At 66.3% G+C, this 26,794-nt stretch carries 26 protein-coding genes and 6 tRNA genes; 26 read left to right on the plus strand and 6 right to left on the minus strand.

What is annotated here, in order from left to right; translation table 11 throughout:
* Nucleotides 1-22: 22 nt before the first annotated feature.
* The 3 genes from NC595_RS12820 to NC595_RS12830 form a co-directional block, all read right to left on the minus strand.
* Nucleotides 23-619 (minus strand): fasciclin domain-containing protein, encoded by a 597-nt coding sequence (locus NC595_RS12820; protein ID WP_425493135.1) that lies wholly within the window; start codon nt 617-619, stop codon nt 23-25.
* Nucleotides 620-714: 95 nt separating this feature from the next.
* Nucleotides 715-2,604, minus strand: coding sequence for a DNA topoisomerase IV subunit B (gene parE / locus NC595_RS12825; protein WP_253567069.1), 1,890 nt, complete (start codon nt 2,602-2,604; stop codon nt 715-717).
* 119 nt (nt 2,605-2,723) lie between these two features.
* Nucleotides 2,724-4,532 (minus strand): aminopeptidase P family protein, encoded by a 1,809-nt coding sequence (locus NC595_RS12830; RefSeq protein ID WP_253567071.1) that lies wholly within the window; start codon nt 4,530-4,532, stop codon nt 2,724-2,726.
* A gap of 138 nt (nt 4,533-4,670) precedes the next feature.
* Between NC595_RS12830 and cyoA the strand changes: the two genes are divergently transcribed.
* The 13 genes from cyoA (at nt 4,671) to truD (ending at nt 17,113) form a co-directional block, all read left to right on the plus strand.
* A complete protein-coding gene (gene cyoA / locus NC595_RS12835; protein ID WP_343214907.1) occupies nt 4,671-5,600 on the plus strand; it encodes a ubiquinol oxidase subunit II in 930 nt (309 codons plus the stop codon).
* 3 nt (nt 5,601-5,603) lie between these two features.
* The gene (gene cyoB, locus NC595_RS12840) at nt 5,604-7,625 is read left to right on the plus strand and encodes a cytochrome o ubiquinol oxidase subunit I (protein WP_253567073.1); all 2,022 of its coding nucleotides are present in this window, start codon (nt 5,604-5,606) and stop codon (nt 7,623-7,625) included.
* A 3-nt stretch (nt 7,626-7,628) separates the two neighbouring features.
* Nucleotides 7,629-8,261, plus strand: a complete 633-nt coding sequence (cyoC, locus tag NC595_RS12845) for a cytochrome o ubiquinol oxidase subunit III (RefSeq protein ID WP_425493137.1) — start codon at nt 7,629-7,631, stop codon at nt 8,259-8,261.
* Nucleotides 8,261-8,629 carry a cytochrome o ubiquinol oxidase subunit IV gene (cyoD, locus tag NC595_RS12850; RefSeq protein WP_253567075.1) on the plus strand — a complete coding sequence of 123 codons (369 nt, stop codon included), beginning with the start codon at nt 8,261-8,263 and terminating at the stop codon, nt 8,627-8,629. The genes cyoC and cyoD overlap by 1 nt, the downstream gene beginning before the upstream one ends.
* Nucleotides 8,630-8,848: 219 nt before the next feature.
* Nucleotides 8,849-10,525: a CTP synthase gene (gene pyrG, locus NC595_RS12855; protein WP_253567077.1), complete on the plus strand. Its 1,677-nt coding sequence runs from the start codon at nt 8,849-8,851 to the stop codon at nt 10,523-10,525.
* A complete protein-coding gene (gene kdsA / locus NC595_RS12860) occupies nt 10,522-11,352 on the plus strand; it encodes a 3-deoxy-8-phosphooctulonate synthase (protein ID WP_253567079.1) in 831 nt (276 codons plus the stop codon). Before pyrG ends, kdsA begins: the two co-directional genes overlap by 4 nt.
* Before the next feature lie 2 nt (nt 11,353-11,354).
* The gene (locus NC595_RS12865) at nt 11,355-11,744 is read left to right on the plus strand and encodes a hypothetical protein (RefSeq protein WP_253567081.1); all 390 of its coding nucleotides are present in this window, start codon (nt 11,355-11,357) and stop codon (nt 11,742-11,744) included.
* Nucleotides 11,745-11,766: 22 nt separating this feature from the next.
* On the plus strand, nt 11,767-13,080 hold the full coding sequence (eno, locus tag NC595_RS12870) for a phosphopyruvate hydratase (protein ID WP_253567083.1): 1,314 nt from the start codon (nt 11,767-11,769) through the stop codon (nt 13,078-13,080).
* A gap of 17 nt (nt 13,081-13,097) precedes the next feature.
* Complete coding sequence (gene ftsB, locus NC595_RS12875; RefSeq protein WP_253567085.1) at nt 13,098-13,424, plus strand: cell division protein FtsB; 327 nt, start codon at nt 13,098-13,100, stop codon at nt 13,422-13,424.
* Nucleotides 13,421-14,131 (plus strand): 2-C-methyl-D-erythritol 4-phosphate cytidylyltransferase, encoded by a 711-nt coding sequence (ispD, locus tag NC595_RS12880; RefSeq protein WP_253567087.1) that lies wholly within the window; start codon nt 13,421-13,423, stop codon nt 14,129-14,131. The genes ftsB and ispD overlap by 4 nt, the downstream gene beginning before the upstream one ends.
* A gap of 4 nt (nt 14,132-14,135) precedes the next feature.
* Nucleotides 14,136-14,609 (plus strand): 2-C-methyl-D-erythritol 2,4-cyclodiphosphate synthase, encoded by a 474-nt coding sequence (gene ispF / locus NC595_RS12885; protein ID WP_253567089.1) that lies wholly within the window; start codon nt 14,136-14,138, stop codon nt 14,607-14,609.
* On the plus strand, nt 14,606-16,060 hold the full coding sequence (gene mgtE / locus NC595_RS12890) for a magnesium transporter (protein WP_253567091.1): 1,455 nt from the start codon (nt 14,606-14,608) through the stop codon (nt 16,058-16,060). The genes ispF and mgtE overlap by 4 nt, the downstream gene beginning before the upstream one ends.
* A 36-nt stretch (nt 16,061-16,096) precedes the next feature.
* Nucleotides 16,097-17,113 carry a tRNA pseudouridine(13) synthase TruD gene (gene truD, locus NC595_RS12895; protein WP_253567093.1) on the plus strand — a complete coding sequence of 339 codons (1,017 nt, stop codon included), beginning with the start codon at nt 16,097-16,099 and terminating at the stop codon, nt 17,111-17,113.
* 21 nt (nt 17,114-17,134) lie between these two features.
* On the opposite strand, the gene NC595_RS12900 is transcribed toward truD, so the two are convergent.
* Nucleotides 17,135-17,686: a Smr/MutS family protein gene (locus NC595_RS12900; RefSeq protein WP_253567095.1), complete on the minus strand. Its 552-nt coding sequence runs from the start codon at nt 17,684-17,686 to the stop codon at nt 17,135-17,137.
* A gap of 154 nt (nt 17,687-17,840) precedes the next feature.
* Here NC595_RS12900 and surE point away from each other — a divergent pair, with 154 nt between their 5' ends.
* The 4 genes from surE to NC595_RS12920 all read left to right on the plus strand — a co-directional run bounded on the left by surE (nt 17,841) and on the right by NC595_RS12920 (nt 20,886).
* Complete coding sequence (gene surE, locus NC595_RS12905) at nt 17,841-18,620, plus strand: 5'/3'-nucleotidase SurE (RefSeq protein WP_253567097.1); 780 nt, start codon at nt 17,841-17,843, stop codon at nt 18,618-18,620.
* 3 nt (nt 18,621-18,623) lie between these two features.
* Nucleotides 18,624-19,304 carry a protein-L-isoaspartate(D-aspartate) O-methyltransferase gene (locus tag NC595_RS12910; RefSeq protein ID WP_253567099.1) on the plus strand — a complete coding sequence of 227 codons (681 nt, stop codon included), beginning with the start codon at nt 18,624-18,626 and terminating at the stop codon, nt 19,302-19,304.
* A complete protein-coding gene (locus tag NC595_RS12915; RefSeq protein ID WP_253567101.1) occupies nt 19,304-19,909 on the plus strand; it encodes a YqaA family protein in 606 nt (201 codons plus the stop codon). Before NC595_RS12910 ends, NC595_RS12915 begins: the two co-directional genes overlap by 1 nt.
* A 62-nt stretch (nt 19,910-19,971) precedes the next feature.
* Complete coding sequence (locus tag NC595_RS12920; protein WP_253567103.1) at nt 19,972-20,886, plus strand: peptidoglycan DD-metalloendopeptidase family protein; 915 nt, start codon at nt 19,972-19,974, stop codon at nt 20,884-20,886.
* An 18-nt stretch (nt 20,887-20,904) separates the two neighbouring features.
* Here NC595_RS12920 and NC595_RS12925 read toward each other — a convergent pair whose 3' ends face one another.
* Nucleotides 20,905-21,282 (minus strand): Mth938-like domain-containing protein, encoded by a 378-nt coding sequence (locus NC595_RS12925; RefSeq protein ID WP_253567105.1) that lies wholly within the window; start codon nt 21,280-21,282, stop codon nt 20,905-20,907.
* On the minus strand, nt 21,282-21,578 hold the full coding sequence (gene yhbY, locus NC595_RS12930; protein ID WP_253567107.1) for a ribosome assembly RNA-binding protein YhbY: 297 nt from the start codon (nt 21,576-21,578) through the stop codon (nt 21,282-21,284). Before yhbY ends, NC595_RS12925 begins: the two co-directional genes overlap by 1 nt.
* Before the next feature lie 81 nt (nt 21,579-21,659).
* Here yhbY and rlmE point away from each other — a divergent pair, with 81 nt between their 5' ends.
* The 9 genes from rlmE to tig all read left to right on the plus strand — a co-directional run bounded on the left by rlmE (nt 21,660) and on the right by tig (nt 26,786).
* A complete protein-coding gene (rlmE, locus tag NC595_RS12935; protein WP_253568318.1) occupies nt 21,660-22,310 on the plus strand; it encodes a 23S rRNA (uridine(2552)-2'-O)-methyltransferase RlmE in 651 nt (216 codons plus the stop codon).
* Nucleotides 22,307-24,241 carry an ATP-dependent zinc metalloprotease FtsH gene (gene ftsH, locus NC595_RS12940; RefSeq protein WP_253567109.1) on the plus strand — a complete coding sequence of 645 codons (1,935 nt, stop codon included), beginning with the start codon at nt 22,307-22,309 and terminating at the stop codon, nt 24,239-24,241. The genes rlmE and ftsH overlap by 4 nt, the downstream gene beginning before the upstream one ends.
* A 228-nt stretch (nt 24,242-24,469) precedes the next feature.
* Nucleotides 24,470-24,546 (plus strand) — tRNA-Arg (locus NC595_RS12945).
* Between the two features lie 170 nt (nt 24,547-24,716).
* Nucleotides 24,717-24,793: transfer RNA gene (locus NC595_RS12950), tRNA-Pro, on the plus strand.
* 25 nt (nt 24,794-24,818) lie between these two features.
* Nucleotides 24,819-24,895: transfer RNA gene (locus tag NC595_RS12955), tRNA-Arg, on the plus strand.
* A 15-nt stretch (nt 24,896-24,910) separates the two neighbouring features.
* Nucleotides 24,911-24,987: transfer RNA gene (locus NC595_RS12960), tRNA-His, on the plus strand.
* 14 nt (nt 24,988-25,001) lie between these two features.
* Nucleotides 25,002-25,077: transfer RNA gene (locus NC595_RS12965), tRNA-Lys, on the plus strand.
* A 251-nt stretch (nt 25,078-25,328) separates the two neighbouring features.
* A tRNA-Leu gene (locus NC595_RS12970) sits at nt 25,329-25,413 on the plus strand.
* An 80-nt stretch (nt 25,414-25,493) separates the two neighbouring features.
* Nucleotides 25,494-26,786 (plus strand): trigger factor, encoded by a 1,293-nt coding sequence (tig, locus tag NC595_RS12975; protein WP_253567111.1) that lies wholly within the window; start codon nt 25,494-25,496, stop codon nt 26,784-26,786.
* The last annotated feature ends 8 nt before the right edge of the window (nt 26,787-26,794 follow it).

Genomic DNA, 26,794 nt, shown 5'->3' on the forward strand with positions numbered 1-26,794 from the left:
CGCCGGTCGAGGCCGCCGCAGCTTACGGCAGCATTACCGTGTCGATCACATGGATCACGCCGTTGGACTGGTTCACGTCGGCGATCGTGACGTGGCCGGTATGGCCCTTGTCGTCGGTGATCGCCACGCCCTTGGCATCCTTGCTGAAGGTCAGCCAATCGCCTTCGACGGTCTTCACCTTGGCCTTGCCGCCGTCCTTCCTGATCAGCGCCAGTAGATCGGCCGAGGTGATCTTGCCGGGGACCACGTGGTAGGTCAGCACCTTGGTCAGCGTGGTCTTGTTCTCCGGCTTGAGCAGGTTGTCGACGGTGCCGGCAGGCAGCGCGGCGAACGCCTCGTTGGTCGGCGCGAATACGGTGAACGGGCCGGGGCCGGACAGCGTGTCGACCAGACCGGCGGCCTTGACCGCGGCAACCAGTGTGGTGTGGTCCTTCGAATTGACCGCGTTCTGGATGATGTTCTTCGACGGGTACATCGGTGCGCCGCCGACCTGCACGGTCTTTTCGTGGTGCATGCCGGACATGTCGCCGGGAGCGGCAAAGGCAGGCATGGCGCAGAGGCTGGCGACCGCCAGTGCAAGCGCGGTGGACAGAGCACGGCTGCGGGGGACGAGCGTCATGGGCGTTTCTCCGGAAGGGAACGAGGGAGCTCCGGGATGGGAGCCACCACTCTTACGACCCTCGCACGGGGAAAGATGCAGCCGGCCGCGACCGCTCAGACTTCAAGCGTGGCGAGATCGCCTTTCTCTTCCAGCCAGGATTTGCGGTCGCCCGCGCGCTTCTTGCCCAGCAGCAGGTCCATCACCTGGGCGGTGGCGTCGCCCTCCTCGACGGTGAGCTGCACCAGGCGACGGGTATCCGGATGGATGGTGGACTCGCGCAGCTGCGCCGGGTTCATCTCGCCCAGGCCCTTGAAGCGGGTGGTGCTGACGGCGCCCTTCATCTTCTCGCGCTCGATGCGGTCGAGCATCGCCTGCTTCTCGCCCTCGTCGAGGCAATAGAACACCTGCTTGCCCACGTCGACGCGGAACAGCGGCGGCATCGCCACGAACACGTGACCCTCGCGCACCAGCACCGGGAAGTGCTTGAGGAACAGCGCCGAAAGTAAGGTGGCGATGTGCAGGCCGTCGGAGTCTGCGTCGGCGAGGATCACCACCTTGCCGTAGCGCAGGCCCGAGAGGTCGTCCTTGCCCGGGTCGCAACCGATCGCCACGGCCAGGTTGTGCACTTCCTCGGAGGCCAGCACCGAGGTGGACTCCACCTCCCAGGTGTTGAGGATCTTGCCGCGCAGCGGCAGGATCGCCTGGAACTCCTTGTCGCGCGCCTGCTTGGCCGAGCCGCCGGCCGAGTCGCCCTCGACCAGGAACAACTCGGTGCGGCTCAGGTCGGTAGCAGTGCAGTCGGCGAGCTTGCCGGGCAGGGCAGGGCCCTGGGTGATCTTCTTGCGCACCACCTGCTTGGCCGCCTTCAGGCGCGCACTGGCGCGCTCGATGGCGAGCTGGGCGATCTTCTCGCCGAGGTCGACATGCTGGTTCAGCCACAGGCTGAAGGCATCGTGGATCACGCTCTCCACCAGCGCGGCGGCCTGGCGCGAGGACAGCCGCTCCTTGGTCTGGCCGGCGAACTGCGGGTCGAGCAGTTTGGCGCTGAGCACGAACGACAGCCGCTCCCACACGTCTTCCGGCGCCAGCTTGACGCCGCGCGGCAGCAGGTTGCGGATGTCGCAGAACTCGCGGATGGCGTTGGTCAGGCCGGTGCGCAGACCGTTGACGTGGGTGCCGCCCTGCGCGGTCGGGATCAGGTTGACGTAGCTTTCCTGCACCAGCTCGCCTTCCGGCACCCAGGTCAGGGCCACGTCCAGGCCTTCGGTGTCGCGCGCCACGTGGTGCACGAACAGCTCGGCCGGCAGCGCCTCGGCGCCCTCCAGTTCGCCGCGCAGGTAATCGCGCAGACCGTCCTCGTAATGCCACTGGGTGGTCTCGCCGCTGGCCTCGTCAACCAGCGTGACGTTGAGGCCGGCGCACAGTACCGCCTTGGCGCGCAGCAGGTGCTTGAGCTTCGGCACCGAGATCTTCGGCGAGTCGAAATACTTAGGGTCGGCCCAGAAGTGCACGGTGGTGCCGGTCTTCTTCTTCGGTACCGAGCCGATCACCTCCAGCTCGCTGACCCGGTCGCCGTGCTCGAACGCCATGCGGTATTCGTTGCCGTCGCGGCGGATGGTCACCTCCACGCGCTGCGACAGCGCGTTGACCACCGACACGCCCACGCCGTGCAGGCCGCCGGAGAAGTTGTAGTTCTTGCCGCTGAACTTGCCGCCCGCGTGCAGGCGGGTGAGGATCAGCTCGACACCCGGCACGCCCTCTTCGGGGTGGATGTCCACCGGCATGCCGCGGCCGTCGTCGCTGACCTCGACCGAGCCGTCGGCGTGCAGCACCACCTCGATGTTTTTGGCGTGGCCGGCGAGGGCCTCGTCCACCGAGTTGTCGATCACCTCCTGCGCCAGATGGTTCGGGCGCGAGGTGTCGGTATACATGCCGGGGCGGCGCTTGACTGGGTCAAGGCCGGAGAGGACTTCGATATCGGCGGCGTTGTAGCGGCTGCTCATGGGTCGTGTCGGATCAGGTGAGGCGCGGGAGCATGGGTGGAGGCGCCGGCAGGGTCAAGCCGGCCGGTCACGGAAAGCGAAGCGTGGCCGGCCGCCGTCTCGCGCGTCGAGACGGCGGCTCAGAGCGGCGCGCAGTGGCGTTCCAGCCAGGCCAGGTCGGCGCCGTCAAGCAGCGGCGCCAGCGCGGCGCGCACGGTCGCGTGGTAGTCGTCTAGCCAGGCACGCTCCTCCGGATTGAGCAGGTGCGGCTCCAGCGCGCGACGATCGAACGGGCACAGGGTGAGTGTCTCGAAGGCGAGGAATTCGCCGAACTCGGTCTGCTCGGCCTCGACCACCACCGCCAGGTTCTCATGGCGGATGCCGTGGCGAGCCGGCTTGTACAGGCCGGGCTCGATCGAGGTGATCATGCCCGGCTCCAGCGCGACCAGCGCGCCGCCGGCGACGGGTGGGCGGATGCCCTGCGGCCCCTCGTGCACGTTGAGGAAGAAACCCACGCCGTGGCCGGTGCCGTGGCCGTAGTCCATGCCGGCGGCCCACAGGGGGGCGCGGGCGAGTGCGTCGAGTTGCGGACCGCTGGCACCCCTCGGAAACCGGGCTCGGGACAGAGCGATCATGCCTTTCATCACCAGCGTGGCGTCGCGGCGCTGTTCGGCCGAGGTTTCGCCCAGTGCCAGCACCCGGGTGATGTCGGTGGTGCCGCCCAGGTACTGGCCGCCCGAATCCACCAGCAGCAGGCCCTTGCGGGCCAGTGCGCTGTGATGCTCCGGCGTGGCGCGGTAGTGCGGCAGCGCGCCGTTGGCCTGGTAGCCGGCAATGGTTGCGAAGCTCTCGCCGATGAAGTGCGGCTGGGCGCCGCGCTCCTCGCGGACCAGTGCATCGACGTCCAGCTCGGTCTGCGTCATGCCGGCGGCCAGGCGCTCCTCGAGCCGACGGAAGGCGCGAACCAGCGCGGCGCCGTCGCGTCTCATGGTGTCGCGGATGTGCTCCAGTTCGGCCTCGCTCTTGCGCGCCTTCATGGCCGTCGAGGGATTGGCCGCCTCGATCCGACTGGCAGTCGCGGGTACCGCGCTGGCGATGGCGCAAACGACCTTGGCCGGGTCCAGCAGGAGCGTGTGCCCGGCACCAAGTTCGCCCAATGCGCCGGTCACGGTGGCGTAGTCGGCGATGCGGATGCCGTCGTGGGCAAGCGCCGCCACCAGGGTGTCGCTCAGCTTGCCGCGGTCGACGAAGAGTGTCGCGTGGCCGTCGACCTCCACCAACAGGTGGGCGAGAAACACCGGGTTGCACTCCACGTCGCTACCGCGGAGGTTGGTCAGCCAGGCGATGTCGTCCAGGCTGGACACCAGGTGATGCGTGGCGCCCAGTTTGCGCATCGCGGTGCGCACGCGTCCGAGCTTGTCGCTTCGCGGGGTGTGGGCCCAAGCCAGCGCATGCTCGAACACCAGGGCTCGGGGCAGGGCCGGGCGGTCAGCCCAGATGGCGGCCGGGAGATCCAGATCGGTGCGCAGGGTCACGCCGACCTCGTCGAGCAGGCGCGCGATCTGCCGCTGGCCCGCCACGGAGAGGCTGTCGCCCGCCACGGCGACCACGTCGCCCCGATGCAGGTGCTGCTGCAGCCAGGTCAGGTGTTCCGGGGCATGGGCGACCTTCTGCTTCATCAGTGTGATGGCGCTTCCGGCCAGTTGCTGTTCGGCCTGCGAGAAGTAGCGCGAGTCGGTCCACAGGCCGGCGTGATCGCCGGTGACCAGCAATACGCCGGCCGAACCGGTGAAGCCGGACAGCCATTCGCGAGCAGCCCAATGTCCGGGCAGATACTCGGAAAGATGGGGGTCGGCGGTGGGAACGAGGCAGGCGGCGATGCCGTTGGCGCGCATCGCCTGGCGCAGGGCGGACAGCTTGTCGGAAGAGGGTATGGACATACGCGTCATGGTAGCAGCGAGCCCCCACGCACCGGGCGTGCCAGCAAGATCTTGCTGCGGCGCGACATTGTGTCTCAGGGGGGGCGGAATTGGCTGTCGAGGCCATTACCCTTCGCACACCCGAAGTACGCAAGACACCCCCGTCCCGTGAAATTCAAAGCAGTGATCCCCCGCCTGCGCTACGCAGGCGTGAGTGCGTTTTTGTTCCTTGCCGGCTGCAGCACCGAGGTGCTCAACCCCAAGGGCGACATCGGCGCTCAGGAAAAGTCGTTGATCCTCATCGCGCTCGGCCTGATGGCGATCGTCGCGGTGCCGGTCATCGTGATGACCCTGGTGTTCGCCTGGCGCTATCGCGCCGGCAACAAGAAGGCGCGCTACGCGCCGAACTGGTCGCACTCGACCGCCATCGAAGTGGTGGTGTGGTCGGTGCCGGCGGTGATCATCGCGATCCTCGCTGCCATCACCTGGCACACCTCGCACACGCTCGATCCCTACAAGCCGCTGGCTTCCAAGGCCAAGCCGGTGACCATCGAGGCGGTGGCGCTGGACTGGAAGTGGCTGTTCATCTACCCCGACCAGGGCATCGCCACGGTCAACCAGATCGCGTTCCCGACCGACGTGCCGGTGAACTTCCACATCACCTCCGATTCGGTGATGAACGCGTTCTTCATCCCCCAGCTCGGCAGCCAGATCTACGCCATGGCCGGAATGGAGACCCAGCTGCACCTGATCGCGCGTGAACCGGGCACCTATGCCGGCCTGTCGTCGAACTACAGCGGTGCGGGCTTCTCCGACATGCACTTCCAGGCGATCGCCACCAGCCAGCAGGGCTTCGATGCCTGGGTGGCCAAGGTCAAGGCGCAGGCCAAGACGCTCGACAACATCACGTACGAGGCGCTGGCCAAGCCGAGCGAGAAGAACCCGGTGGCCTATTACGGCCAGGTCTCGCCCGGCCTGTTCGCCGGCGTGATCGGCAAGTACATGGGCGACACGTCGCTCGGCGGCCAGTGCGCCGGCAAGCAGGCCCAGGTCGCGGCGCTTCCCTCGAATCACACGCACGCCAAGGCTGCGGAGTAAGGCATGTTCGGAAAACTCACTCTCTCGGCGATCCCGTTCGACCAGCCCATCATCATGGGCACCCTGCTCATGGTGATGCTCGGTGGCGCGGCCCTGCTGGGCTTTGTCACCTACCAGCGCAAGTGGGCCTACCTGTGGTCCGAGTGGTTCACCACGGTGGACCACAAGAAGATCGGCGTCATGTACATCATCATGGCGCTGGTGATGCTGCTGCGCGGCTTCGCCGACGCGATCATGATGCGCACGCAGCAGGCGATGGCCTCGGCGGACGCGGCAGGCTACCTGCCGCCGCACCACTTCGACCAGGTGTTCACCGCGCACGGCGACATCATGATCTTCTTCATGGCGATGCCGTTCATCACCGGCTTGATGAACCTGGTGGTGCCGCTGCAGATCGGTGCGCGTGACGTCGCCTATCCGTTCCTCAACTCGCTCAGCTTCTGGCTGACCGCCGGCGGCGTGGTGCTGATCATGGCCTCGCTGTTCATCGGCGACTTCGCCGCGACCGGCTGGCTCGCCTATCCGCCGCTGTCGGAGCTCAAGTACAGCCCGACGGTCGGCGTGGACTACTACATCTGGTCGCTGCAGCTGTCAGGTCTCGGTACGACGCTGTCCGGCATCAACTTCATCGTGACCATCCTCAAGATGCGCGCGCCGGGCATGACCCTGATGAAGATGCCGGTGTTCACCTGGACCGCGCTGGTCACCAACATCCTGATCGTGGCGGCGTTCCCGGTGCTGACCGTGGCGCTGGCGCTGCTCGGTGCCGACCGTTACCTGGGCATGCACTTCTTCACGAACGACGCCGGCGGCAACGCCATGATGTACGTGAACCTGATCTGGATCTGGGGCCATCCGGAGGTCTACATCCTGATCCTGCCGTGCTTCGGCGCGTACTCGGAGATCATCGCCACGTTCTCCGGCAAGCCGCTGTTCGGCTACAAGTCGATGGTGTACGCCACCGCGGCGATCGGCGTGCTGTCGTTCCTGGTGTGGCTGCACCACTTCTTCACCATGGGCTCGGGCGCCAGCGTCAATGCCTTCTTCGGCATCATGACGATGATCATTTCGGTCCCCACCGGAGTGAAGCTGTTCAACTGGCTGTTCACCATGTACCGCGGCCGCGTGCGCTTCACCGTGCCGGTGCTGTGGACGATTGGCTTCATGGTCACCTTCGTGATCGGCGGCGTCACCGGCGTGCTGATGGCAGTGCCGGGCGCGGACTTCGTGCTGCACAACAGCCTGTTCCTGATCGCTCACTTCCACAACACGATCATCGGTGGCGTGGTGTTCGGCTGCCTGGCGGCGATGAACTACTGGTTCCCGAAAGCGTTCGGCTTCAAGCTCGCCGAGCGTTGGGGCAAGGCATCGTTCTGGTGCTGGCTGGTCGGTTTCTACGTGGCCTTCATGCCGCTGTACATCCTCGGCCTGAAGGGCATGACCCGGCGCATGAACCACTATGCCAACCCGGACTGGCAGCCCTATCTGATCGTCGCCCTGATCGGCGCGGTGATCATCCTGTTCGGCATCTTCTTCACCGTGCTGCAGCTGTACGTGAGCGTGCGCGACCGCGTGACGCTGCGTGACCCCAGTGGCGACCCCTGGGGTGGCCGGACCCTCGAGTGGTCCACCAGCTCGCCCGCGCCTTTCTACAACTTCGCCGTGCTGCCGCAGGTGCGCCAGCTCGATCAGTTCTGGACCGACAAACAAGACGGAGTGGCCTATATGCGCCCGAATCGTTACGAAGACATCCATATGCCCCGCAATACCGGCGTCGGCGTGTTCATGGGCCTGTTCGGCGTGGTCCTGGGCTTCGCCCTGGTCTGGCACATCTGGTGGATGGCCGCACTGGGCCTGGCCGGCATGGTCGGCAGCTTCCTAGTCCGCGTCTACGATCGCGACATCGATTACTGGGTGCCGGCGGCCGAGGTCGAGCGCATCGAGCGGGCGCGCCTGGCTCCGCTGCAGAAGGTCGGCCTGGTGACGGTCGCGGTGCCGGCCGACGACGAGCAGAAGGCGGCGTAATCCATGTCGCAGGCTGCAATGAGCGTCACGGCGGACGGGATGCACGTCCCGGCCGCCCATGGCCACGACCACGGGCACGATGACGGATCCAAGACCCTGCTGGGGTTCTGGATCTACCTGATGAGCGACTGCCTGATCTTCTCGGCGTTGTTCGCGACCTTCGCGGTGCTGGCCAATGCCACAGCGGGCGGCCCGAGCGGCAAAGAACTGTTCGAGCTGCCGTACGTGCTGGGCGAAACAGCCCTGCTGCTGGTGTCCAGCTTCACGTTCGGCCTGGCGATGCTCAACATGCATGCCGGCCGTCGCCAGCGGGTGATGGCGTGGCTGGTGGCTACGTTCGCGCTGGGCGCCGGCTTCATCGGCATGGAAGTGCACGAGTTCGCGCACCTGATCCACGAGGGCGCCGGCCCGGACCGCAGTGCGTTCCTGTCGGCCTACTTCACCCTGGTCGGGACCCACGGCCTGCATGTGACCGCCGGCCTGCTGTGGCTGCTGGTGATGATGGATCAGGTCCGCCGCCGCGGGCTCAACGACGACACCCGTCGTCGCCTGTCCTGCCTGAGCCTGTTCTGGCACTTCCTCGATATCGTCTGGATCTGCGTGTTCACCTTCGTCTATCTGCGGGGGGCGATCTGATGGCCGCTTCCAGTCATGTCTCCCACGACCACGGTCACGACGACGCCCATGGCAGCCTGAAGTCGTACGTGGTCGGTTTCGGCCTGTCGATCCTGCTTACGCTGGCCTCGTTCGGCACGGTGATGAGTGGCGTCGTGCCGCACCACCTGATGATGCCGGGCATCGTGCTGTTCGCGGTGGCCCAGCTGCTGGTGCAACTGGTGTTCTTCCTGCACATGGGCACTTCCCCCGGCAAGCGGGGCAACCTGACGATCATGCTGTTCACCATGCTGATCCTGGCCATCGTGGTGGTCGGCTCGCTGTGGGTGCTGCACAACATGAACGCCAACATGATGCACCCGACCTTCCCGCAGGTGCCGACGGAGTAATCCGCCTCCCCCTGCGGCAAGCTCCCGGTTGCGGCCGGGGCGCCACGACGAAGCCGGCCCTCGGGCCGGCTTCGTCGTGTCTGGGGCATGGGAACCGGGCTGGGTGGCGGGGCAGGCTGGCCCGGCAAGTTGAACGCGGCGGTCAGTTTGCGGCCGTCCGGCTCTCGCAGCGGACACGTTCTTCCCGTAAAATGCCGATTTCCAGCACGGCTGCATCCCATGACCCCCCTGATTTTCGTCACCGGCGGTGTGGTGTCCTCGCTCGGCAAGGGCATCGCCGCGGCGTCGCTGGCTTCCATCCTGGAAGCGCGTGGCCTCTCGGTCACCATGATGAAGCTGGATCCCTACATCAATGTGGATCCGGGCACGATGAGCCCCTTCCAGCACGGCGAGGTCTACGTCACCGACGACGGTGCCGAGACCGACCTGGACCTGGGCCACTACGAGCGCTTCGTTCATACCCGCCTGACCGGCAAGAATTCGATCACCACCGGCAAGATCTACGAGTCGGTGATCCGCAAGGAGCGCCGCGGCGACTACCTGGGCGCCACCGTGCAGGTGATCCCGCACATCACCGACGAGATCAAGCACTGCATCCACGAGGCCACCCGTGGCTTCGACGTGGCGCTGGTGGAGATCGGTGGCACGGTGGGCGACATCGAGTCGCTGCCGTTCCTGGAGGCGATCCGCCAGTTGCGCATCGAGCACGGCCCGGAGAAGTGCCTGTTCATGCATCTCACCCTGGTGCCCTTCATCAAGGCCGCAGGCGAGATCAAGACCAAGCCCACCCAGCATTCGGTGAAGGAGCTGCGCTCGATCGGCATCCAGCCGGACATCCTGCTGTGCCGTTGCGAAGAGGCCCTGCCGGAAGGCGAGCGCCGCAAGATCGCGCTGTTCACCAACGTGCCCGAGAACGCGGTGATCAGCGCGGTGGACGTGGACGTGATCTACAAGACCCCGCTGTGGCTGCACAGCCAGGGCCTGGATGACATCGTGGTGAAGAAGCTCGGCCTCGACGCCAAGCCTGCTGACCTCAGCGGTTGGCAGCGTACGGTCGACGCCGTGCTGCACCCGAAGGACGAGGTCACGATCGCCATCTGCGGCAAGTACGTCGAGCACAAGGACGCCTACAAGTCACTGGGCGAGGCGCTGCGTCACGGCGGCATCAAGCAGCAGACGCGGGTCAACCTGCAGTGGATCGATTCCGAGCAGATCGAGGCCGAGGGGGCCGCCAAGGTGCTCGGCCACGCCGACGCCATCCTGGTTCCCGGCGGCTTCGGCAAGCGCGGCTTCGAGGGCAAGGTGCTGGCGGCGAAGTACGCCCGTGAGCACCGCGTGCCTTACTTCGGCATCTGCTACGGCATGCACGCGGCAGTGGTGGATTTCGCCCGCCACGTGGCCGGCTTGGCCGATGCCGACTCCAGCGAGAATGACCGCCACACGGCCAACCCGGTGATCGCCCTGATCACCGAGTGGACCACTGCGGCTGGCGAAGTGGAACAGCGCAGCGAGCGCTCGGACCTGGGCGGCACCATGCGCCTGGGCGCGCAGGAATGCCGGCTCAAGACCGGCACGCTGGCGCGCGAACTGTACGGCCAGGACGTGGTGCGCGAGCGCCACCGTCACCGCTACGAGTTCAACAACCGTTACCGCCAGTCCTTCGAGGACCTGGGGCTGGTGATCTCCGGCAAGTCGATGGACGACCTGCTGGTGGAGATCGTCGAACTGCCGCAGCAGAAGCACCCGTGGTTCCTCGGCTGCCAGGCGCACCCGGAATTCACCTCGACCCCGCGCGACGGCCATCCGCTGTTCATCGGCTTCGTGCGTGCAGCGCGTGAGCACAAAGTGGTGGGGAGCGCCGAGCGCCTCGCCACGGTGAAGGAGTCGGTGGCATGAAGCTCTGTGGTTTCGACATTGGGCTGGACCAGCGGCTGTTCCTGATCGCCGGCCCCTGCGTGGTCGAGTCCGAGCAGCTGCAGCTGGATGTGGCCGGCAAGCTGAAGGAAATCACCGGCCGGCTCGGCATGAACTTCATCTTCAAGTCGAGCTTCGACAAGGCCAACCGTTCCTCCGGGCAGAGCTTCCGCGGCCCGGGCATGGAGGAGGGGCTGCGCATCCTCGGCGAAGTGAAGCGCCAGATCGGCGTGCCGGTGCTCACCGACGTGCACGAGTACACCCCGATGAACGAGGTGGCGGCCGTCGTCGACGTGCTGCAGACCCCGGCCTTCCTGTGCCGGCAGACCGACTTCATCCAGAACGTGGCCCGCGCCGGCAAGCCGGTGAACATCAAGAAGGGCCAGTTCCTCGCGCCGTGGGACATGAAGCACGTGGTGGCCAAGGCCAAGGCGGTCGGCAACGACGACATCATGGTCTGCGAGCGTGGCGTGAGCTTCGGCTACAACAACCTGGTGTCGGACATGCGCTCGCTGAGCGTGATGCGTGATACCGGCTGCCCGGTGGTGTTCGACGCCACCCACTCGGTGCAGCTGCCGGGCGGGCAGGGCACCAGCTCTGGTGGCCAGCGCGAATTCGTGCCGGTGCTGGCGCGAGCGGCGGTGGCGGTCGGCATCGACGGCCTGTTCGCCGAGACCCATCCCGATCCGGACAAGTCGCTCTCCGACGGTCCGAACGCCTGGCCGCTAGGCAAGATGGAGGCCCTGCTGGAAACCCTGCTGGAACTCGATGCCGTGACCAAGCGGCACGGTTTCCTCGAGCAGGCCTGAGCATGGCGGAACTGCAGGGACCGGCTCCGATCCCGCCGCCGCGTTTCGCGGTTCCGCCCACTCCCGCCCCGGCGCCGCGTCATTCCGGGCTGGGCATCGCCTCGTTCGTGCTCGCCCTGATCGGCTTCGTCGGCATGTTCCTTACCTTCGCCGTGGCAGGCGTGCTGCGCGCCAGTGGTGTCCCGACCGGGGCCCACGACCCGGCTTCGATCCTGGTCGGCCTGGCGGTGATCCTGATGGGGCTGGTTTCGCTGGTCGCCGTTGGTCTCGGCGTTGGCGGCCTGTTCCAGGCCGGTCGCCGCAAACTGTTTGCCTCGCTCGGCCTGGGTATCGCCGTTTTCACGGTGCTGTCCACCGCCGGGCTGATTATCCTTGGCATGTCCCGTTCCTAACCCAGCACAGGTAGACCCCACCATGAGCACCGAGATCACCCGCATCCATGCCCGCGAAATCCTCGACTCCCGCGGCAATCCCACGCTGGAAGCGGAGGTGACCCTGGCCGGTGGCGGTTTCGGTCGTGCGGCGGTGCCGAGCGGTGCCTCGACCGGCACCCGCGAGGCGGTGGAACTGCGCGATGGCGACAAGGCGCGCTATCTGGGCAAGGGCGTGAAGACCGCGGTCGGCCACGTCAACGGCGCCATCGCCAGTGCGCTGAAGGGCTTCGATGCGGCCAACCAGGGCGGGCTCGACGCCAAGCTGATCAACCTCGACGGCACGCCGAACAAGGGCAAGCTGGGCGCCAACGCGCTGCTCGGCGTGTCGATGGCCGCCGCCCATGCCGTGGCGGCGCAGCGCAAGCAGGCGTTGTGGCAGTACCTGGCCGGCATCAACGGCACCACCGGCGAGCCGGGCGCGTTGCCGGTGCCGATGATGAACATCATCAACGGCGGTGCGCATGCCGACAACAACGTCGACGTGCAGGAATTCATGGTGCTGCCGGTGGGCGTGTCCAGCTTCGCCGAGGCGCTGCGTGCCGGCGCGGAGATCTTCCACGCGCTCAAGAGCGTGCTGAAGGGCAAGGGCCTGAACACGGCGGTGGGCGACGAGGGCGGCTTCGCGCCGAACCTGCGCTCCAACATCGAGGCGCTGGACACCATCCTCGAGGCGATCGACAAGGCCGGCTACCAGGTCGGCAGCGAAATCCTGCTGGGCCTGGACGCGGCCAGCTCGGAATTCTTCAAGGACGGCAGGTACGACCTGGAAGGCGAGGGCAAGGTCTACACCCCCGAGCAGTGGGTCGACGTGCTGGCCAGCTGGGCCAGGCAGTACCCGATCGTCACCATCGAGGACGGCATGGCCGAGGGCGACTGGACTGGCTGGAAGCTGCTCACCGACACCATCGGCAAGAACGTCCAGGTGGTCGGCGACGACCTGTTCGTGACCAACCCGGCGATCTTCAAGGAAGGCATCGACAAGGGCATCGCCAACGCGATCCTGATCAAGGTGAACCAGATCGGCACGCTGTCCGAGACGCTGGAGGCGATCGCCATGGCCGATGCCGCCAAGTATGCGGCGATCATCTCGCACCGTTCGGGCGAGACCGAGGACACCACCATCGCCGACATCGCGGTGGCGACCACGGCGACCCAGATCAAGACCGGCTCGCTGTGCCGTACCGACCGCGTGGCCAAGTACAACCAGCTGTTGCGCATTGAGGAGGCGCTGGGCTCGGCGGCACTCTACGCCGGCCGTGACGCCTTCCCGAGCCTCGGCCGCCTGCCTGGCTGAATCGGATAGCCGCCGCCATGCTGCGCTGGGTCGCGCTGATCCTGATCGCACTGCTCGTCGCTCTGCAGTTCAAGCTGTGGAGTGACGCGGGCGGCATGCGCGAGGTGGACACCCTGCGCGCAGCGGTGAAGAAGCAGACCGACGAGAACCAGCGCCTGCAGCAACGCAACCAGGCGCTGGCGGCTGATGTGACCGACCTGAAGAGCGGCGAGCAGGCGGTGGAGGCGCGCGCCCGGGCGGAGCTGGGGCTGATCAAGCCCGGCGAGACCTTCTACCAGGTGGTGGAAGGTCCGGCTTCCGCGTCGTCCGCGGCGGCGGCTCCGGCCAGCAGCGGGACGCCATGAGCACGCCCGGTTTGTGGTGCGTGGTCCCGGCGGCGGGACGCGGCCTGCGCGTCGGTGGTGACCGGCCCAAGCAATACCTGCCGATCGCCGGCCGGCTGCTGATCGAGCACACGCTGGACCGGCTGGCCCGGCATCCGGGTATCGTCGGCCTGATGGTGGTGCTGTCGCCCGGTGACGCACTCTGGCCGGGACTGGACAACCTGCATCGCAAGCCGGTGCGCACGACCCCCGGTGGTGCCGAGCGCTGCGATTCGGTGCTGGCTGGATTGCAGGCCCTGCCGGCCGAGATCGACGAGACGGATTTCGTGCTGGTACACGATGCGGCACGGCCCTGCGTCCGTCTGGATGATATGTCCCGGCTCATCGGTACGGCGGGTGCGGGCGACGGCGGGCTGCTCGGTGCGCCGCTGCGCGACACGCTCAAGCGGGCGGACGAGGGCGGCCGCAGCGCGCTCACCGAACCTCGCGACCAGCGCTGGCGGGCCTTCACGCCACAGATGTTTCGTCGTGGCGCACTCTCGGCGGCCTTGCGCGAAGCGTCACGTCGGGGCATTACCGTGAGCGACGAGGCGATGGCGATGGAGCTGGCCGGGCACGCGCCGTTGCTGGTGGAAGGCGCGGAAGACAACATCAAGGTGACCACGGCGGCGGATTTCGCGCTGGCCGAGTTCCTGCTCGGGCGCACGGCGCCGGCAGGGGAGGAGTGACGCGGTGAGGATCGGTCAAGGCTTCGACGTGCATGCGTTTGGCGAGGGCGACTTCGTCACCCTCGGCGGTGTGCGGGTACCGCATGGCCGCGGCGTGGTGGCGCATTCGGACGGCGATGTGGTGATCCACGCGCTGTGCGACGCGATCTTCGGCGCACTGGCGATGGGCGACATCGGCAAGCACTTTCCGCCTTCGGACCCGCAGTGGCGCGACGCCGATAGCCGCCAGTTCCTGCGCCATGCGGCGCGACTGATGGCCGGGCAGGGTTACCGGCTGGGCAATGCCGACGTGACCGTGATCGCCGAGGCGCCCAAGGTCGGGCCGCATGCGGCGGCGATGCGCGAGAACCTCGCCGCGGACCTGGGGTGCGGCGTCGACCGCATCAGCATCAAGGCCACCACCACCGAGAAACTTGGTTTCACCGGGCGCGGCGAGGGCATCGCGGCGCAGGTCTGCGTGCTGCTGGAGCACGGATGAGCGAGACCGAGACCCGCGGCGCCAGCCAACGCCTGCACGAGCAGCTCGACACCATCGTCGATCTGCTGCGCCAGCAGTCGCGCATGCGCGACGAGCTGGACGCGCTGCGCGAGGACGGTGCGGATCCGGCGGCGCGTTCGCCGATTGCCGAAGCGCTGAAGGACAGCGGCGAGGTGCTCCAGCACGAGCTGGAGCCGCTGCACCCGGCCGACATCGCCTTCATCCTCGAATCGCTGCCGCTGGACGAGCGCCTGGCCGTCTGGCAGCGGGTGCGCTCGGATCGCGACGGCGAGATCCTGCTGGAAGTGTCCGATGCGGTGCGCGAATCGCTGATCGCGGACATGGACCAGGGCGAGATCATGGCGGCGGTCGAGCCGCTGGATGCCGACGAACTGGCCGACCTGGTCGAGGACCTACCGACCGAGGTGCTGCCCGAGCTGATGGCCAGCCTCGACGCGCAGCAGCGCGAGCAGCTGCAGTCGGCGCTGTCCTACGAGGACGACCAGATCGGCGCGCTGATGGACTTCGAGATGGTGACGATCCGCGAGGACGTCAGCCTGGAGACCGTCCTGCGCTACCTGCGCCGCTTCGAGGAGCTGCCGGCGCAGACCGACAAGCTGTTCGTGGTGAACAACGACAACGTGCTCACCGGTGTACTGCCGCTGCACTGGCTGCTGGTCAACTCGCCGGACAGGATGGTCGGCGAGCTGATGGCGCCGGACGTCAACACTTTCCACCCGGGTGACGATGCCTACGAGGTCGCCCAGGCGTTCGAGCGCTACGACCTGGTCACCGCGCCGGTGGTCGACGAGGGCAACCACCTGATCGGCCGCATCACCATCGACGCGATGGTCGACGTGATTCGTGAGGAGGGCGAGAGCGAGTCGCTGAGCCGCGGCGGCCTGCGCGAGGAAGAAGACATCTTCGCTTCGATCTGGGCTTCGGTGCGCAACCGCTGGAGCTGGCTGGCGATCAACCTGGTGACCGCGTTCCTGGCGTCCCGCGTGATCGGCCTGTTCGAGAACTCGATCGAGAAGCTGGTGGCGCTGGCCACCCTGATGCCGATCGTCGCCGGCATCGGCGGCAATTCGGGCAACCAGACCATCACGATGATCGTGCGCGCCTCGGCACTGGATCAGGTCAACCCGAACGCGATCCGTCGGCTGTGGCAGAAGGAGCTGGGCGTGGCGCTGTTCAACGGCCTGATCTGGGGCGGGGTGATCGGCACCGTCGCGGCCCTGCTGTATGAAAGTCCGATGCTCGGCCTGGTGATGACTGCGGCGATGACGCTGAACCTGCTGCTGGCGGCGTTCATGGGCGTGGGCATCCCGATGGCGCTGATCCGCCTGGGGCGCGATCCGGCGCTGGGTGCCAGCGTGTTCCTCACCTTCATGACCGACAGCGGCGGCTTCTTCATCTTCCTCGGGCTGGCCACGCTGTTCCTGATGTAACGCTTTCCTACATGCCGGCGCGGCCGGCGGAGTGCCATGTCCGTTTCCGAATTGCCCACCGCCTACGGCCCGGTGCCGCTGACCGCCCGGCTGCGCGCCACGCCCGAGGATTTCCAGGTCGAGGAACTGCTCGGCTACGACGCCGACGGTGCCGGCGAGCACGCCCTGCTGTGGGTGGAGAAGCGCGGTGTCAACACCGACTGGGTGGCGCGGGAGCTGGCAAAGTTCGCGGGCGTGCCGCCGGTGAACGTGGGCTATGCGGGGTTGAAGGATCGCCATGCGGTCACCCGCCAGGCGTTCTCCGTGCAACTCCCCGGGCGCGCGGATCCCGACTGGTCGGCCTTTCCCCACGAGGAGGTGAAGGTGCTTGCCGCCACCCGCCACGGCCGCAAGCTCAAACGCGGTGGTCTGCGCGGGAACCGCTTCGTGATCGTGCTGCGCGAAGTCCAAGGTGACCGGGAGGTGGCCGAGCGCATACTGCAGCAGATGACCGCACGGGGCGTGCCGAACTACTTCGGAGAGCAGCGTTTCGGCCGGGAGGGCGGCAACCTGGACCAGGCCCGCGCGATGTTTGCCGGGCGCCGGGTCGATCGGGACAAACGCGGCCTGCTGCTCTCCGCCGCGCGCTCGCAGATCTTCAACAGCGTGCTGGCCGAGCGGGTGGAGCAGGGCAACTGGGATACCGCGCTGGAGGGCGAGATCTGGGCGCTGGCCGGGTCGCGGTCCTGGTTTGGCCCGGAGCCGTTCGAAGCCGCGCTGGCCGCCCGTCTGGCGCAGGGTGACATCCATCCGACCGGACCGCTTTGGGGCGAGGGCGAGCCCGTCTCGCGGGGCGTGGTGGGCGAGCTGGAGTGCCGCATCGCCGGCCAGTGGCAGGATCTGGTGGAAGGCCTGGCGGCCGCCCGGATGGCGCACGACCGACGCGCCTTGCGGCTGCTGCCGGCCGGCCTGTGGTGGCAATGGCTGGCAGAGGATGCGCTGGAACTGCAGTTCGCCTTGCCGGCCGGAGCGTATGCGACCACGGTGATCCGCGAGCTCGCCACCACGGGTTGAGGCAGGCACTGCGCCGGCCGGTCAGCGGCGGGCGGACAGCAGCACCACCACGGCGCCGGTGCCGCCCTGGGCAGGGCGCGCCGAGGCGAATGCGATGACATCGGCACGCCGGCGCAGCAGGCGGTCGGTCAGTGCCTTGAGCACCGGGCCGCGCGACTTCGAGCGCAGGCCCTTGCCATGCACGATGCGCACGCAGCGCAGCCCCTGCTCGCGGGCCTCGGCGAGGAAATCGGCGATGCTCGCCTGGGCCGCGGCGGCGTTCATCTGGTGCAGGTCCAGGTCGTCCTGCACGCTGAAGTGGCCGCGCTTGAGCTGCTTGAGCAGCTTGGGTGGATAGCCGTCCTGCAGGAAGCTGAGTTCCTCGCCCACTTCCATCAGCGCCGGGTCGAACGCCATGTCCAGCAGTTCGCCTGGGACGGCGGCCTCGTCGGCCTCGAACATCCGGGCCCGCGGCTCGGGCTTCGGTCGGGACGGCAAGACCGGCTCGGAGTCGATGCGGCGGATCTCGCCGATCGCCTCGCGGAACAGGCGGGCGTCGTCCTCGGTGACGATGGCGGGGGCGCGGCGCTTCATGGCGCCATGCTACCAACGTGGACGCGTTCCGGCGTGCCGCGACAGGCCAGGATCCCCGTGAAACGCGGGGTCCGCTCGGGTAGACTCGAAGGCCTGCCACAAGGGCGTCGACCGGGTCGGCCGCGTCCCGCCCACGGCCATTCGACGGAACAGCATGCGAGTCCTGGTAAGCAATGATGATGGCGTGGATGCACCGGGCATCCGCGTGCTCGCCGAGCGCCTCGGCGCAGTGGGGAAAGTAACCGTGGTGGCGCCCGACCGGGATCGCTCCGGTGCCAGCAACTCGCTTACCCTGGACGCTCCGATCCGCGTCGCCCGCATGGACAATGGCTACTACCGTGTCGCCGGGACGCCGACCGACTGCGTGCACCTGGCACTGTCCGGCCTGCTCGACGAAGAGCCGCACATCGTCGTTTCGGGCATCAACAATTCGGCCAACCTCGGTGATGACGTGATCTATTCCGGCACCGTGTCGGCCGCGATGGAGGGACGATTCCTCGGCCTGCCGGCGATCGCCGTGTCGCTGGTCAGCAAGGATCACCGGGGCGAGCATTACGAATCGGCCGCACGCGCGGTGCGTCTGCTCATGGAGCGCCTGCTGGTCGATCCGCTGCCGGCCGATACCATCCTCAACGTCAATGTGCCGGACCTGCCCTGGGAACAGATCTGCGGTTTCGAGGTGGCCAGGTTGGGCAAGCGTCATCGGGCTGCGGCGTGCATCGAGCAGAACGATCCGCGTGGGCGCCCGATCTGGTGGATCGGGCCGGCCGGCCCCGCCGAGGACGATGGCCCCGGTACCGATTTCGATGCCGTGCGCCGCGGCTATGTCTCGGTGACGCCGATCCACGTCGATCTCACCCGCTATCAGGCGCTGGACAAGGTGAGCGGCTGGATGCAGGCGATGACCGATGCGATCGATGACGAGGCGGCCTGAGCGATGAACATCCATCCGCTGCCGCCGTCGGCATTGAAAGGCGAGGGCATGACCTCGCAGCGTGCCCGTGACCGCCTCGCCGCCACCCTGAAGGAAACGGGCATCCAGGACGCTCGGGTGATCGATGTGATCCGCAACCTTCCGCGGCATCACTTCATTGACCAGGCGCTGCATTCGCGTGCGTACGAGAACACCGCGTTGCCGATCGGGCACGGCCAGACCATCTCCCAGCCGTGGGTGGTGGCGCGGATGACCGAGGCGCTGCTCGAGTTCGGCATGCCGCAGAAGGTGCTGGAGATCGGCACCGGCTCCGGTTACCAGGCGGCCGTGCTGTCTGCGCTGGTGCCACAGGTCTACACCGTCGAACGGATCGAGGAACTGTTGCGCCAGGCGCGCCGCCGGTTCCGTCAGCTGGGTATCACCAACCTGCGCTCGCGTTATGACGACGGCAAGCTGGGTTGGCCGGACGAGGGGCCGTTCGATGCGGTGATCCTCACTGCCGCAGGCGATGCGATTCCCCACGCCATCCTTGATCAGATGACGCCCACCGGCGTGCTGGTCGCCCCGGTTGGTTCGCCGAGCAGCCAGACCCTGATACGCATGCGCGGCGACGGGCACGGCGACTTCGTGCAGGAAGAACTCGGTCCGGTGAGTTTCGTGCCGCTGCTGGGGGGCATCGGCTGATGCGATTGTTCGGCGCGCTGTACGCGCGCGCGCTGGTCTGGGCGCGCCATCCCCGTGCGGTGCCCTATCTGTGCGGACTGAGCTTCGTCGAGGCGTTCATCTTTCCGGTGATGCCGGAGGTGATGCTGGCGCCGATGATGCTCGGGCGTCGGCACAAGGCGTTCTTCTACGCCAACATCAGCCTGCTGTTTTCCCTGCTTGGCTCGCTGGTCGGCTATGCATTGGGGCACTGGGCGTACCAGGGCCTCCACCCGCTGCTGAGTCCCGGCATGCAGCAGACCATCGGCACCTGGGTCGGGCACCTGCGGGACGATATGAACCGGCACTGGCTGGCCATGCTCGGCGCATTGATGCTCGCCGCGCTGCAGCCGGTGATCCCGATGAAGTTCGTGACATGGGCGGCCGGTATCGTCGGCGTGCCGCTGTTGCCGTTCCTGGCCTGCATGGCAGTGGGGCGCGGCAAGCGGGTCTGGCTGCTGGCGCTGTTGGTGCGGCTGGTCGGCGAGCGCGCCGAACAGGTGTTGCATCGGAACATCGAGCGGATCGGCTGGGCAACCGTGGTCATTCTCGCGGGGCTGGGCGCGTGGTGGGTCCTGTGGCGTTGAGCGTCCGCTTTGTCGCCGACCGTGCATGGGCAGGCCGGACCGGCATCGGTATGCTTCGGGGCATGAAAGGACATCTCCAGGCGTTCGGGTTGGCGGCCGCGGCCGGTCTGTTGGCGGCGTGCGGGACGCCGCGTTCGGTCGTGGTGCAGCCGACCAGTCGGAGCGGCCCGTCGTATCGGGCTCCATCCCCTGTCATTACTCATCCAAGCGCGTCCGGCACCTACCGGGTGGAGAAGGGCGACACGCTGTATTCCATCGCCTTCCGCCACGGCAAGGACTTCCGCGACGTGGCGCAGTGGAACGGAATCTCGGCGCCCTACACGATCTGGCCCGGACAGGTGCTGCTCATGCACCCCTCGGGTGCGAACAGCAAGCCCAGGTCGGCTGAGCCGGCGCGTTCCGTCGCCCGCGCACCGGAGCGCACCTCATCCGGATCCCGCGCAACAGTATCGACGGTCGCCAGAGCACCCGTGGCATCTGCCACTTCACATTCCGCCTCCGTACCCGGTGCGGGTGATGCGGTTCCGGTGGCTGGCGAGGCTGCAGTCCAGAGTCCGGCACCGCCGCCTGCACCGGCCTTGCCGCCCGGCGGTTCTCGCCGGGTCAGTGGCATCGCCTGGCGCTGGCCGGCGGACGGTTCCGTGATCAAGGGGTTCCAGAGCGGCGACGCGATCCCCGGGATCGAGATCGGTGGGCGCGCGGGAAGCCCGGTCCGGGCTGCCGCCGATGGCGTGGTGGTCTACAGCGGCAACGGATTAGTGGGCTATGGAGAGCTCATCATCGTCAAGCACAACGACGATTTCCTCTCCGCCTATGGGCACAACCGCAAGCGCCTCGTGAAGGAGGGGCAGCGGGTATCGGCCGGGCAGGTCATCGCGGAGATGGGGTCGACGGGGGCGTCGCAGGACGAGCTGCAGTTCCAGATCCGCCGCAATGGCAATCCGGTCAATCCCATGGACTTCCTGCCTGCCCGCTGAGCGGACGCGGCCCCCCGGTCAGTTGCCCGGAAGAATGAAGCAGGCCACGACCCGGCGGCCTTCGGCGGCCAGCAGATCGTAAGTGCGGGCAGCCGCAGCGTTATCCATCACTTCGATGCCGATGCCCTTGCCGAGAAAGGCGGCCAGGAAGGCCATCGGCGGGAATACCTGACGCTCGCCGCTGCCGAGCAGCACCAGCTCAGGCTGCAATCCGAGTACCGTCTCGGCATGGGGGGGGGCCAGCATCCGGGCGTCCGCCACGGGCCAGTCCTCCAGCAGTCGATCTGGGGCCAGCACGAAGCTGGCGACGATCTCCCGGTCGACCACGGTGATGCTCTTCGCGGCGGTACGCCGGACGAACAGGAAGGAGCCGGGCAGGTCGAGCGAGAGATCCATCAGCGCGGCAGGGCAAGCTTCGGGTCGTCGGCGTTGCGGCGGAACAGCACCACGATATGACCGATCTCCTGCACATTCTCCGCGCCGGTGCCCACGATGAGGAAATCGATCTGCGACTGCCGCTCGTCCTTGTCGCCCCCGGAGAGCTTCACCTTCACCAGCTCATGGTGGTCGAGCGCCTGGCCGAGTTCCTTCACCACTGCCTCGGTCGCTCCCTTCGCTCCCAGCAGGATCACCGGGTTCAGATCGTGGGCGAGGCTGCGCAGGTAGCGCCGCTGGGAGGGGGACAGGGCCATGGGGAGCAATGCTCGATTCGCGGTTGCAGGACCGCAAAGGGTATCATGCCGACCGTTTCCGTATCTGTGGTGTTGCCGGTCATGTCCCGCAGCAAAAGCAGTTCCCGCTGGCTGCGGGAACATTTCGACGACGTGTATGTGAAGAAGGCGCAGGCCGAAGGCGTGCGCTCGCGTGCCGTCTACAAGCTGGAGGAGCTGATCGAACGCGACCACCTGCTCAAGCCCGGCATTTCCGTGGTCGACCTCGGGGCGGCCCCGGGGGGCTGGTCGCAGCTAGTGCGGCAGCGGCTGGGCGATACCGGCCGTGTCGTGGCGCTGGACATCCTGCCGATGCAGGGCATCGCGGGGGTCGAGTTCCTGCAGGGCGACTTCCGCGAGGCGGACGTTTTGTCGCAACTGGAGGCCATGCTGGACGGAAAGAAGCTCGATCTTGTCCTCTCGGACATGGCCCCCAATATGAGTGGGGTGGCCTTGGCCGACCAGATCCGGTCCATGGATCTGGCTGAACTGGCGCTGGATTTCAGTCGGCAGTGGCTCAAGCCCGGCGGATCGTTCCTCATTAAGCTGTTCCAAGGAACGGGCTTCGACGATTACCTGCGTAGCTTGCGCGCGGACTTTTCGCGCGTGACTATGCGTAAACCTAAGGCCTCCCGCGCGCGTTCGCGGGAGGTATACGCGCTGGCAACGGGGCTGAAGGCCCCGGGCGCGCAACCGGGCGGAAACCGCGCATGAACGAGATGGCGAAAAACCTGTTGCTCTGGCTAATCATCGCGGTGGTGCTCATCGCCGTGTTCCAGAGCTTCAACCCGCACGGTGGTGCCGCTTCGGATCTGCCGTACAGCGCGTTCGTGCAGAACGTCGACAACGGCAACGTATCCAGCGCCACGATCAGCGCGGAGAACCCCGCGACCATCAGCGGCAAGCTCAAGGACGGCAGCAGCTTCCGCACCGTGGCGCCGGTTCTGGGCTTTTCCACCAATTCAGTGGTCAAGCAGATGCAGGAGAAGGGGGTTGAGGTCCGTCAGGATGCCGCTCCCGGGTTCTCGTTGATGAACCTGCTGATCAGTTGGCTGCCGGTGATCCTGATCGCAGCCGTGTTCATCTGGTTCATGCGGCAGATGCAGTCAGGCGCTGGCGGACGCGGGGCGATGAGCTTCGGTCGTTCTCGCGCCAAGCTTCAGGGCGAAGATCAGGTCAAGGTGAATTTCTCCGACGTGGCCGGTTGCGACGAAGCCAAGGAGGAAGTGGGCGAATTGGTCGAGTTCCTCCGCGACCCGGGTAAGTTCCAGAAGCTCGGCGGCAAGATTCCGCGCGGCGTCCTGATGGTCGGCCCTCCCGGTACAGGCAAGACACTGCTGGCCAAGGCGATTGCCGGGGAGGCGAAGGTACCGTTCTTCTCGATCTCTGGCTCGGACTTCGTCGAAATGTTCGTGGGCGTGGGTGCCAGCCGCGTGCGCGACATGTTCGAGCAGGCCAAGAAGCACGCTCCCTGCATCATCTTCATCGATGAGATCGACGCAGTCGGTCGGCATCGCGGTGCGGGTCTGGGCGGCGGTCACGATGAGCGCGAACAGACCCTCAACCAGCTGCTGGTCGAGATGGATGGTTTCGAGGGTACTGAGGGCATCATCGTCATTGCTGCAACCAATCGACCCGACGTGCTCGACCCGGCGCTGCTGCGGCCGGGCCGATTCGATCGCCAGGTGGTGGTTGGCCTGCCAGACGTGAAGGGCAGGGAGCAGATCCTCAAGGTGCATCTGCGCAAGGTGCCGATGGCCAGTGATGTCGATCCGATGGTGATCGCGCGTGGGACCCCGGGTTTCTCCGGCGCCGACCTGGCCAATCTGGTCAACGAGGCCGCCCTGTTCGCCGCGCGCGAGAACGCGCGCGAAGTTCGCATGACCCATCTGGACAAGGCACGCGACAAGATCCTCATGGGCGCCGAGCGGCGCTCCATGGCGATGAGCGAGGACGAGAAGAAGCTCACCGCCTACCACGAGGCCGGACACGCGATCGTCGGTCGGCTGGTGCCCGAGCATGACCCGGTCTACAAGGTGACGATCATTCCGCGAGGACGTGCGCTGGGCGTGACCATGTATTTGCCGGAAAACGACAAGTACAGCATCAACCGGGTCGCCATCCAGTCGCAGCTTTGCTCGCTCTACGGCGGGCGCGTGGCCGAAGAGATCATCTTCGGCGCAGACAAGGTGACGACCGGTGCATCCAACGATATCGAGCGAGCCACCAAGATGGCCCGCAACATGGCCACGAAGTGGGGCTTGTCCGATGAGCTCGGCCCGATCACCTACGGCGAGGACGAGGATGAGGTTTTCCTTGGGCGCTCGGTGACCCAGCACAAGAGCATCTCCAACGAGACGGCGAGCAAGATCGACGCTGTCGTGAGGGGCATCCTGGACAGGGCCTATGCGAGAACCAGGCAGCTGCTTACCGAGAACATCGACAAACTGCATCTGATGGCTGACGCGTTGCTTCAGTACGAGACCATCGACGCGCACCAGATCGACGAGATCATGGCTGGCCATGTTCCGGGTCCGCCAGCGGACTGGAACAAGTCGGGCGGTTCTTCCGGTCCGGTGCCTCCGCTGCCGCCACGAGGGGACGCCGGGTCCACCAAGCTCGGCAACCCCGCCATCCAGAGCTGATTGTTGGCTCGAGATGGATACAGAGGCGCCGCGGTCACTCGCGGCGCTTCTCGTTTGGACGGCCAAACGAGAAGCGCTGGCCAAGGAATTTCTGGTTGGCTCTGCGAGCGGCGGAAAAATTTTGCAAAAAAGTGTTGACGCCTGTGCGTTGTATCTGAATAATTCCGCTTCTCGGTTCGGCGCCTCTCGCAACGCTTGAGACGCAGTGAATCAACAGTTTTGAAGTGTGCGCCCGTAGCTCAGCTGGATAGAGTACCTGGCTACGAACCAGGCGGTCGGGAGTTCGAATCTCTCCGGGCGCGCCATCTTCAGGACGGAAGTCGCCGCTTGCGGTGGTTTCCAGTTCGCGGGGCAGAACATCGCACTGCGGACCAGACAGTTTCAAGTCTGGTGTGCTCGAATACGGATTGACTGGACGGTACGTCACCCGTAGCATTCGAGAGCTTCGCGTAGCGATAGTGATCGGTGTCTCTGGCGGGGTATAGCTCAGTCTGGTAGAGCGTTGCGTTTGGGACGCAAAAGTCGGGGGTTCGAATCCCTCTGCCCCGACCACGCTGGGCTCTGCCATGCGGTGACTGCGCCTGTAGCTCAACCGGATAGAGCATCGGCCTTCTAAGCCGACGGTTGCAGGTTCGAGTCCTGTCGGGCGCGCCAACAAACAGTTTTACGGTGGGCGTAGCTCAGCTGGTTAGAGTCCCGGATTGTGATTCCGGATGTCGTGGGTTCGAATCCCATCGCTCACCCCAAATTTGAAGTTTCAGGGCCGTTAGCTCAGCTGGTAGAGCAGTTGACTCTTAATCAATTGGTCGTAGGTTCGAATCCTACACGGCCCACCAATTCGCAAGACGCCGGTCGGAAACGACCGGCGTCTTTGCTTGTGGGGAGGGCGGCGCCATCTGGGCCCGGAGCGAGCTCGCGAGCGCTTGTACTGCGGGCTTGCAGGATCCTAGAATAGCGGGCTTTCGCGTAAGGGAATCATCGACTTAGCAACGCAAAGCAGGGCGTGCGACACAGCTTGCGTTCCGCTCGATGCGGACTTGCGAATTGTTTTGCAAATCCACGGTTTGCGACGTTTGGTGGACGGCTTGCGAAAGTGGCGGAACTGGTAGACGCACCAGATTTAGGTTCTGGCGGGTAACACCGTGCGGGTTCGAGTCCCGCCTTTCGCACCATCCCTTGTCATTTGTGGCGGCTGTCGGCCGCCTTGGAGCCTGTGACAGGCCCCATTACCCAGGAAAACCCAGGAGTCGTCATGCAGGTTTCGGTTGAGAACGTCGGCAAGCTCGAGCGCAAGCTCACGGTGAAGTTTCCCGCCGAGCGCTTCGAGTCGCAGGTCAGCGCGCGCATCGCGGAGATGGGCCGTACCGTCCGGCTGAAGGGCTTCCGCCCCGGCAAGGTGCCGACCACCGTGATCCAGCAGCGTTTCGGCGCGCAGGTTCGTGGCGAGGTCTTGTCTGACCTGATCGGAACCACGCTGCGCGAGGCGTTCGATCGGGAGAACCTGCGTCCGGTGGCGAATCCGTCGGTGGACACCACTGGTACCCCGGAGAATGGCGAGATCTCCTATACCGCCACTTTCGAGGTGATGCCGGAGTTCCCGACCATCGACGTGGCCGCTCTTGCCGTCCAGCGCCCGGCGTCGGAAGTGACCGAGGCCGATATCGAAAAGATGATCGAAACCCTCCGTCAGCAGCGTCGATCCTTCGAGGAGGTCGAGCGCGCGTCCAAGGAAGGCGACTTCGTTATGTTCGAGTACTCCGCCGAGGCGGGTGACTACCGCTTTCCGGCCGACGGTCAGGAGCGGGCGGGCAGCGTGCTCGGCTCGGGTACCCTGTTCAAGGCGCTCGATGACGCGCTGACCGGCCGCAGTGCGGCTGAGGAGTTCAGCGCCGACATCGATTTTCCGACCGACTTCCGCAACGAGAACCTTGCTGGCAAGACCTCGACGGTGGCTTTCAAGGTCATCAAGGTCCAGGAGCCGAAGCTGCCGGATGTCGACGCCGAGTTCGCCAAGCTTTTCGGCATCGCCGATGGTGATCTCGAGACATTCCGCAAGGAAGTTCGAGCCAACCTTGAGCGCGAGCTCAAGGCGACCCTGATGGGCCGCCTGAAGGCCGAGGTTGCGGAGAAACTGGCCGACACGTATGCAGAGGTCGACGTGCCGAACCTGATGGTTCAGTCGGAGGCTCGCGCGCTCGCAGCCGGAAGTGTGCCGAAGGGGCAGCAGCCCCCGCCGCAGCTCATCGAAGCTGCCATGCCGATGGCGCGCAAGCGGGTGCTTGCCGGCCTGCTTATGGGTGAGATCGCCCGCAAGAACGAGCTGGTGGTCGACCGCAGGCACGTGGCTGAGCAGCTCGCGGCCATTGCGTCGACCTACGAGGAGCCGGAGCAGGTCATTGAACTGTACAACTCGGACCCCCAATTGATGTCCGGGCTGCAGAATCGTGTGATGGAAGATCAGGTGGCCGAGTGGGTGGCCGAGCACGCCAGCACCACGGTCCAGAACCTGAGCTTCGACGAGGTCATGCGCCCGGCGGGTGCCTGAGTCGCGTA

It is taken from the genome of Dyella lutea, from assembly GCF_024158035.1.
Lineage (GTDB): Bacteria > Pseudomonadota > Gammaproteobacteria > Xanthomonadales > Rhodanobacteraceae > Dyella_A > Dyella_A lutea.

Excerpts from the sequence above, each read along its gene's own strand:
- ftsH (WP_253567109.1), top strand. The coding sequence starts at position 22,307 with ATGAACGAGATGGCGAAAAACCTGTTGCTCTGGCTAATCATCGCGGTG.
- NC595_RS12865 (WP_253567081.1), top strand. The coding sequence starts at position 11,355 with ATGGCGGAACTGCAGGGACCGGCTCCGATCCCGCCGCCGCGTTTCGCG.
- ispD (WP_253567087.1), top strand. The coding sequence starts at position 13,421 with ATGAGCACGCCCGGTTTGTGGTGCGTGGTCCCGGCGGCGGGACGCGGC.
- cyoC (WP_425493137.1), top strand. The coding sequence starts at position 7,629 with ATGTCGCAGGCTGCAATGAGCGTCACGGCGGACGGGATGCACGTCCCG.
- yhbY (WP_253567107.1), bottom strand. The coding sequence starts at position 21,578 with ATGGCCCTGTCCCCCTCCCAGCGGCGCTACCTGCGCAGCCTCGCCCAC.
- ftsB (WP_253567085.1), top strand. The coding sequence starts at position 13,098 with ATGCTGCGCTGGGTCGCGCTGATCCTGATCGCACTGCTCGTCGCTCTG.
- NC595_RS12915 (WP_253567101.1), top strand. The coding sequence starts at position 19,304 with ATGCGATTGTTCGGCGCGCTGTACGCGCGCGCGCTGGTCTGGGCGCGC.
- truD (WP_253567093.1), top strand. The coding sequence starts at position 16,097 with ATGTCCGTTTCCGAATTGCCCACCGCCTACGGCCCGGTGCCGCTGACC.
- parE (WP_253567069.1), bottom strand. The coding sequence starts at position 2,604 with ATGAGCAGCCGCTACAACGCCGCCGATATCGAAGTCCTCTCCGGCCTT.
- surE (WP_253567097.1), top strand. The coding sequence starts at position 17,841 with ATGCGAGTCCTGGTAAGCAATGATGATGGCGTGGATGCACCGGGCATC.
- cyoD (WP_253567075.1), top strand. The coding sequence starts at position 8,261 with ATGGCCGCTTCCAGTCATGTCTCCCACGACCACGGTCACGACGACGCC.
- NC595_RS12925 (WP_253567105.1), bottom strand. The coding sequence starts at position 21,282 with ATGGATCTCTCGCTCGACCTGCCCGGCTCCTTCCTGTTCGTCCGGCGT.
- pyrG (WP_253567077.1), top strand. The coding sequence starts at position 8,849 with ATGACCCCCCTGATTTTCGTCACCGGCGGTGTGGTGTCCTCGCTCGGC.
- NC595_RS12910 (WP_253567099.1), top strand. The coding sequence starts at position 18,624 with ATGAACATCCATCCGCTGCCGCCGTCGGCATTGAAAGGCGAGGGCATG.
- kdsA (WP_253567079.1), top strand. The coding sequence starts at position 10,522 with ATGAAGCTCTGTGGTTTCGACATTGGGCTGGACCAGCGGCTGTTCCTG.
- NC595_RS12820 (WP_425493135.1), bottom strand. The coding sequence starts at position 619 with ATGACGCTCGTCCCCCGCAGCCGTGCTCTGTCCACCGCGCTTGCACTG.
- tig (WP_253567111.1), top strand. The coding sequence starts at position 25,494 with ATGCAGGTTTCGGTTGAGAACGTCGGCAAGCTCGAGCGCAAGCTCACG.
- NC595_RS12900 (WP_253567095.1), bottom strand. The coding sequence starts at position 17,686 with ATGAAGCGCCGCGCCCCCGCCATCGTCACCGAGGACGACGCCCGCCTG.
- NC595_RS12830 (WP_253567071.1), bottom strand. The coding sequence starts at position 4,532 with ATGACGCGTATGTCCATACCCTCTTCCGACAAGCTGTCCGCCCTGCGC.
- eno (WP_253567083.1), top strand. The coding sequence starts at position 11,767 with ATGAGCACCGAGATCACCCGCATCCATGCCCGCGAAATCCTCGACTCC.
- NC595_RS12920 (WP_253567103.1), top strand. The coding sequence starts at position 19,972 with ATGAAAGGACATCTCCAGGCGTTCGGGTTGGCGGCCGCGGCCGGTCTG.
- cyoB (WP_253567073.1), top strand. The coding sequence starts at position 5,604 with ATGTTCGGAAAACTCACTCTCTCGGCGATCCCGTTCGACCAGCCCATC.
- rlmE (WP_253568318.1), top strand. The coding sequence starts at position 21,660 with ATGTCCCGCAGCAAAAGCAGTTCCCGCTGGCTGCGGGAACATTTCGAC.
- mgtE (WP_253567091.1), top strand. The coding sequence starts at position 14,606 with ATGAGCGAGACCGAGACCCGCGGCGCCAGCCAACGCCTGCACGAGCAG.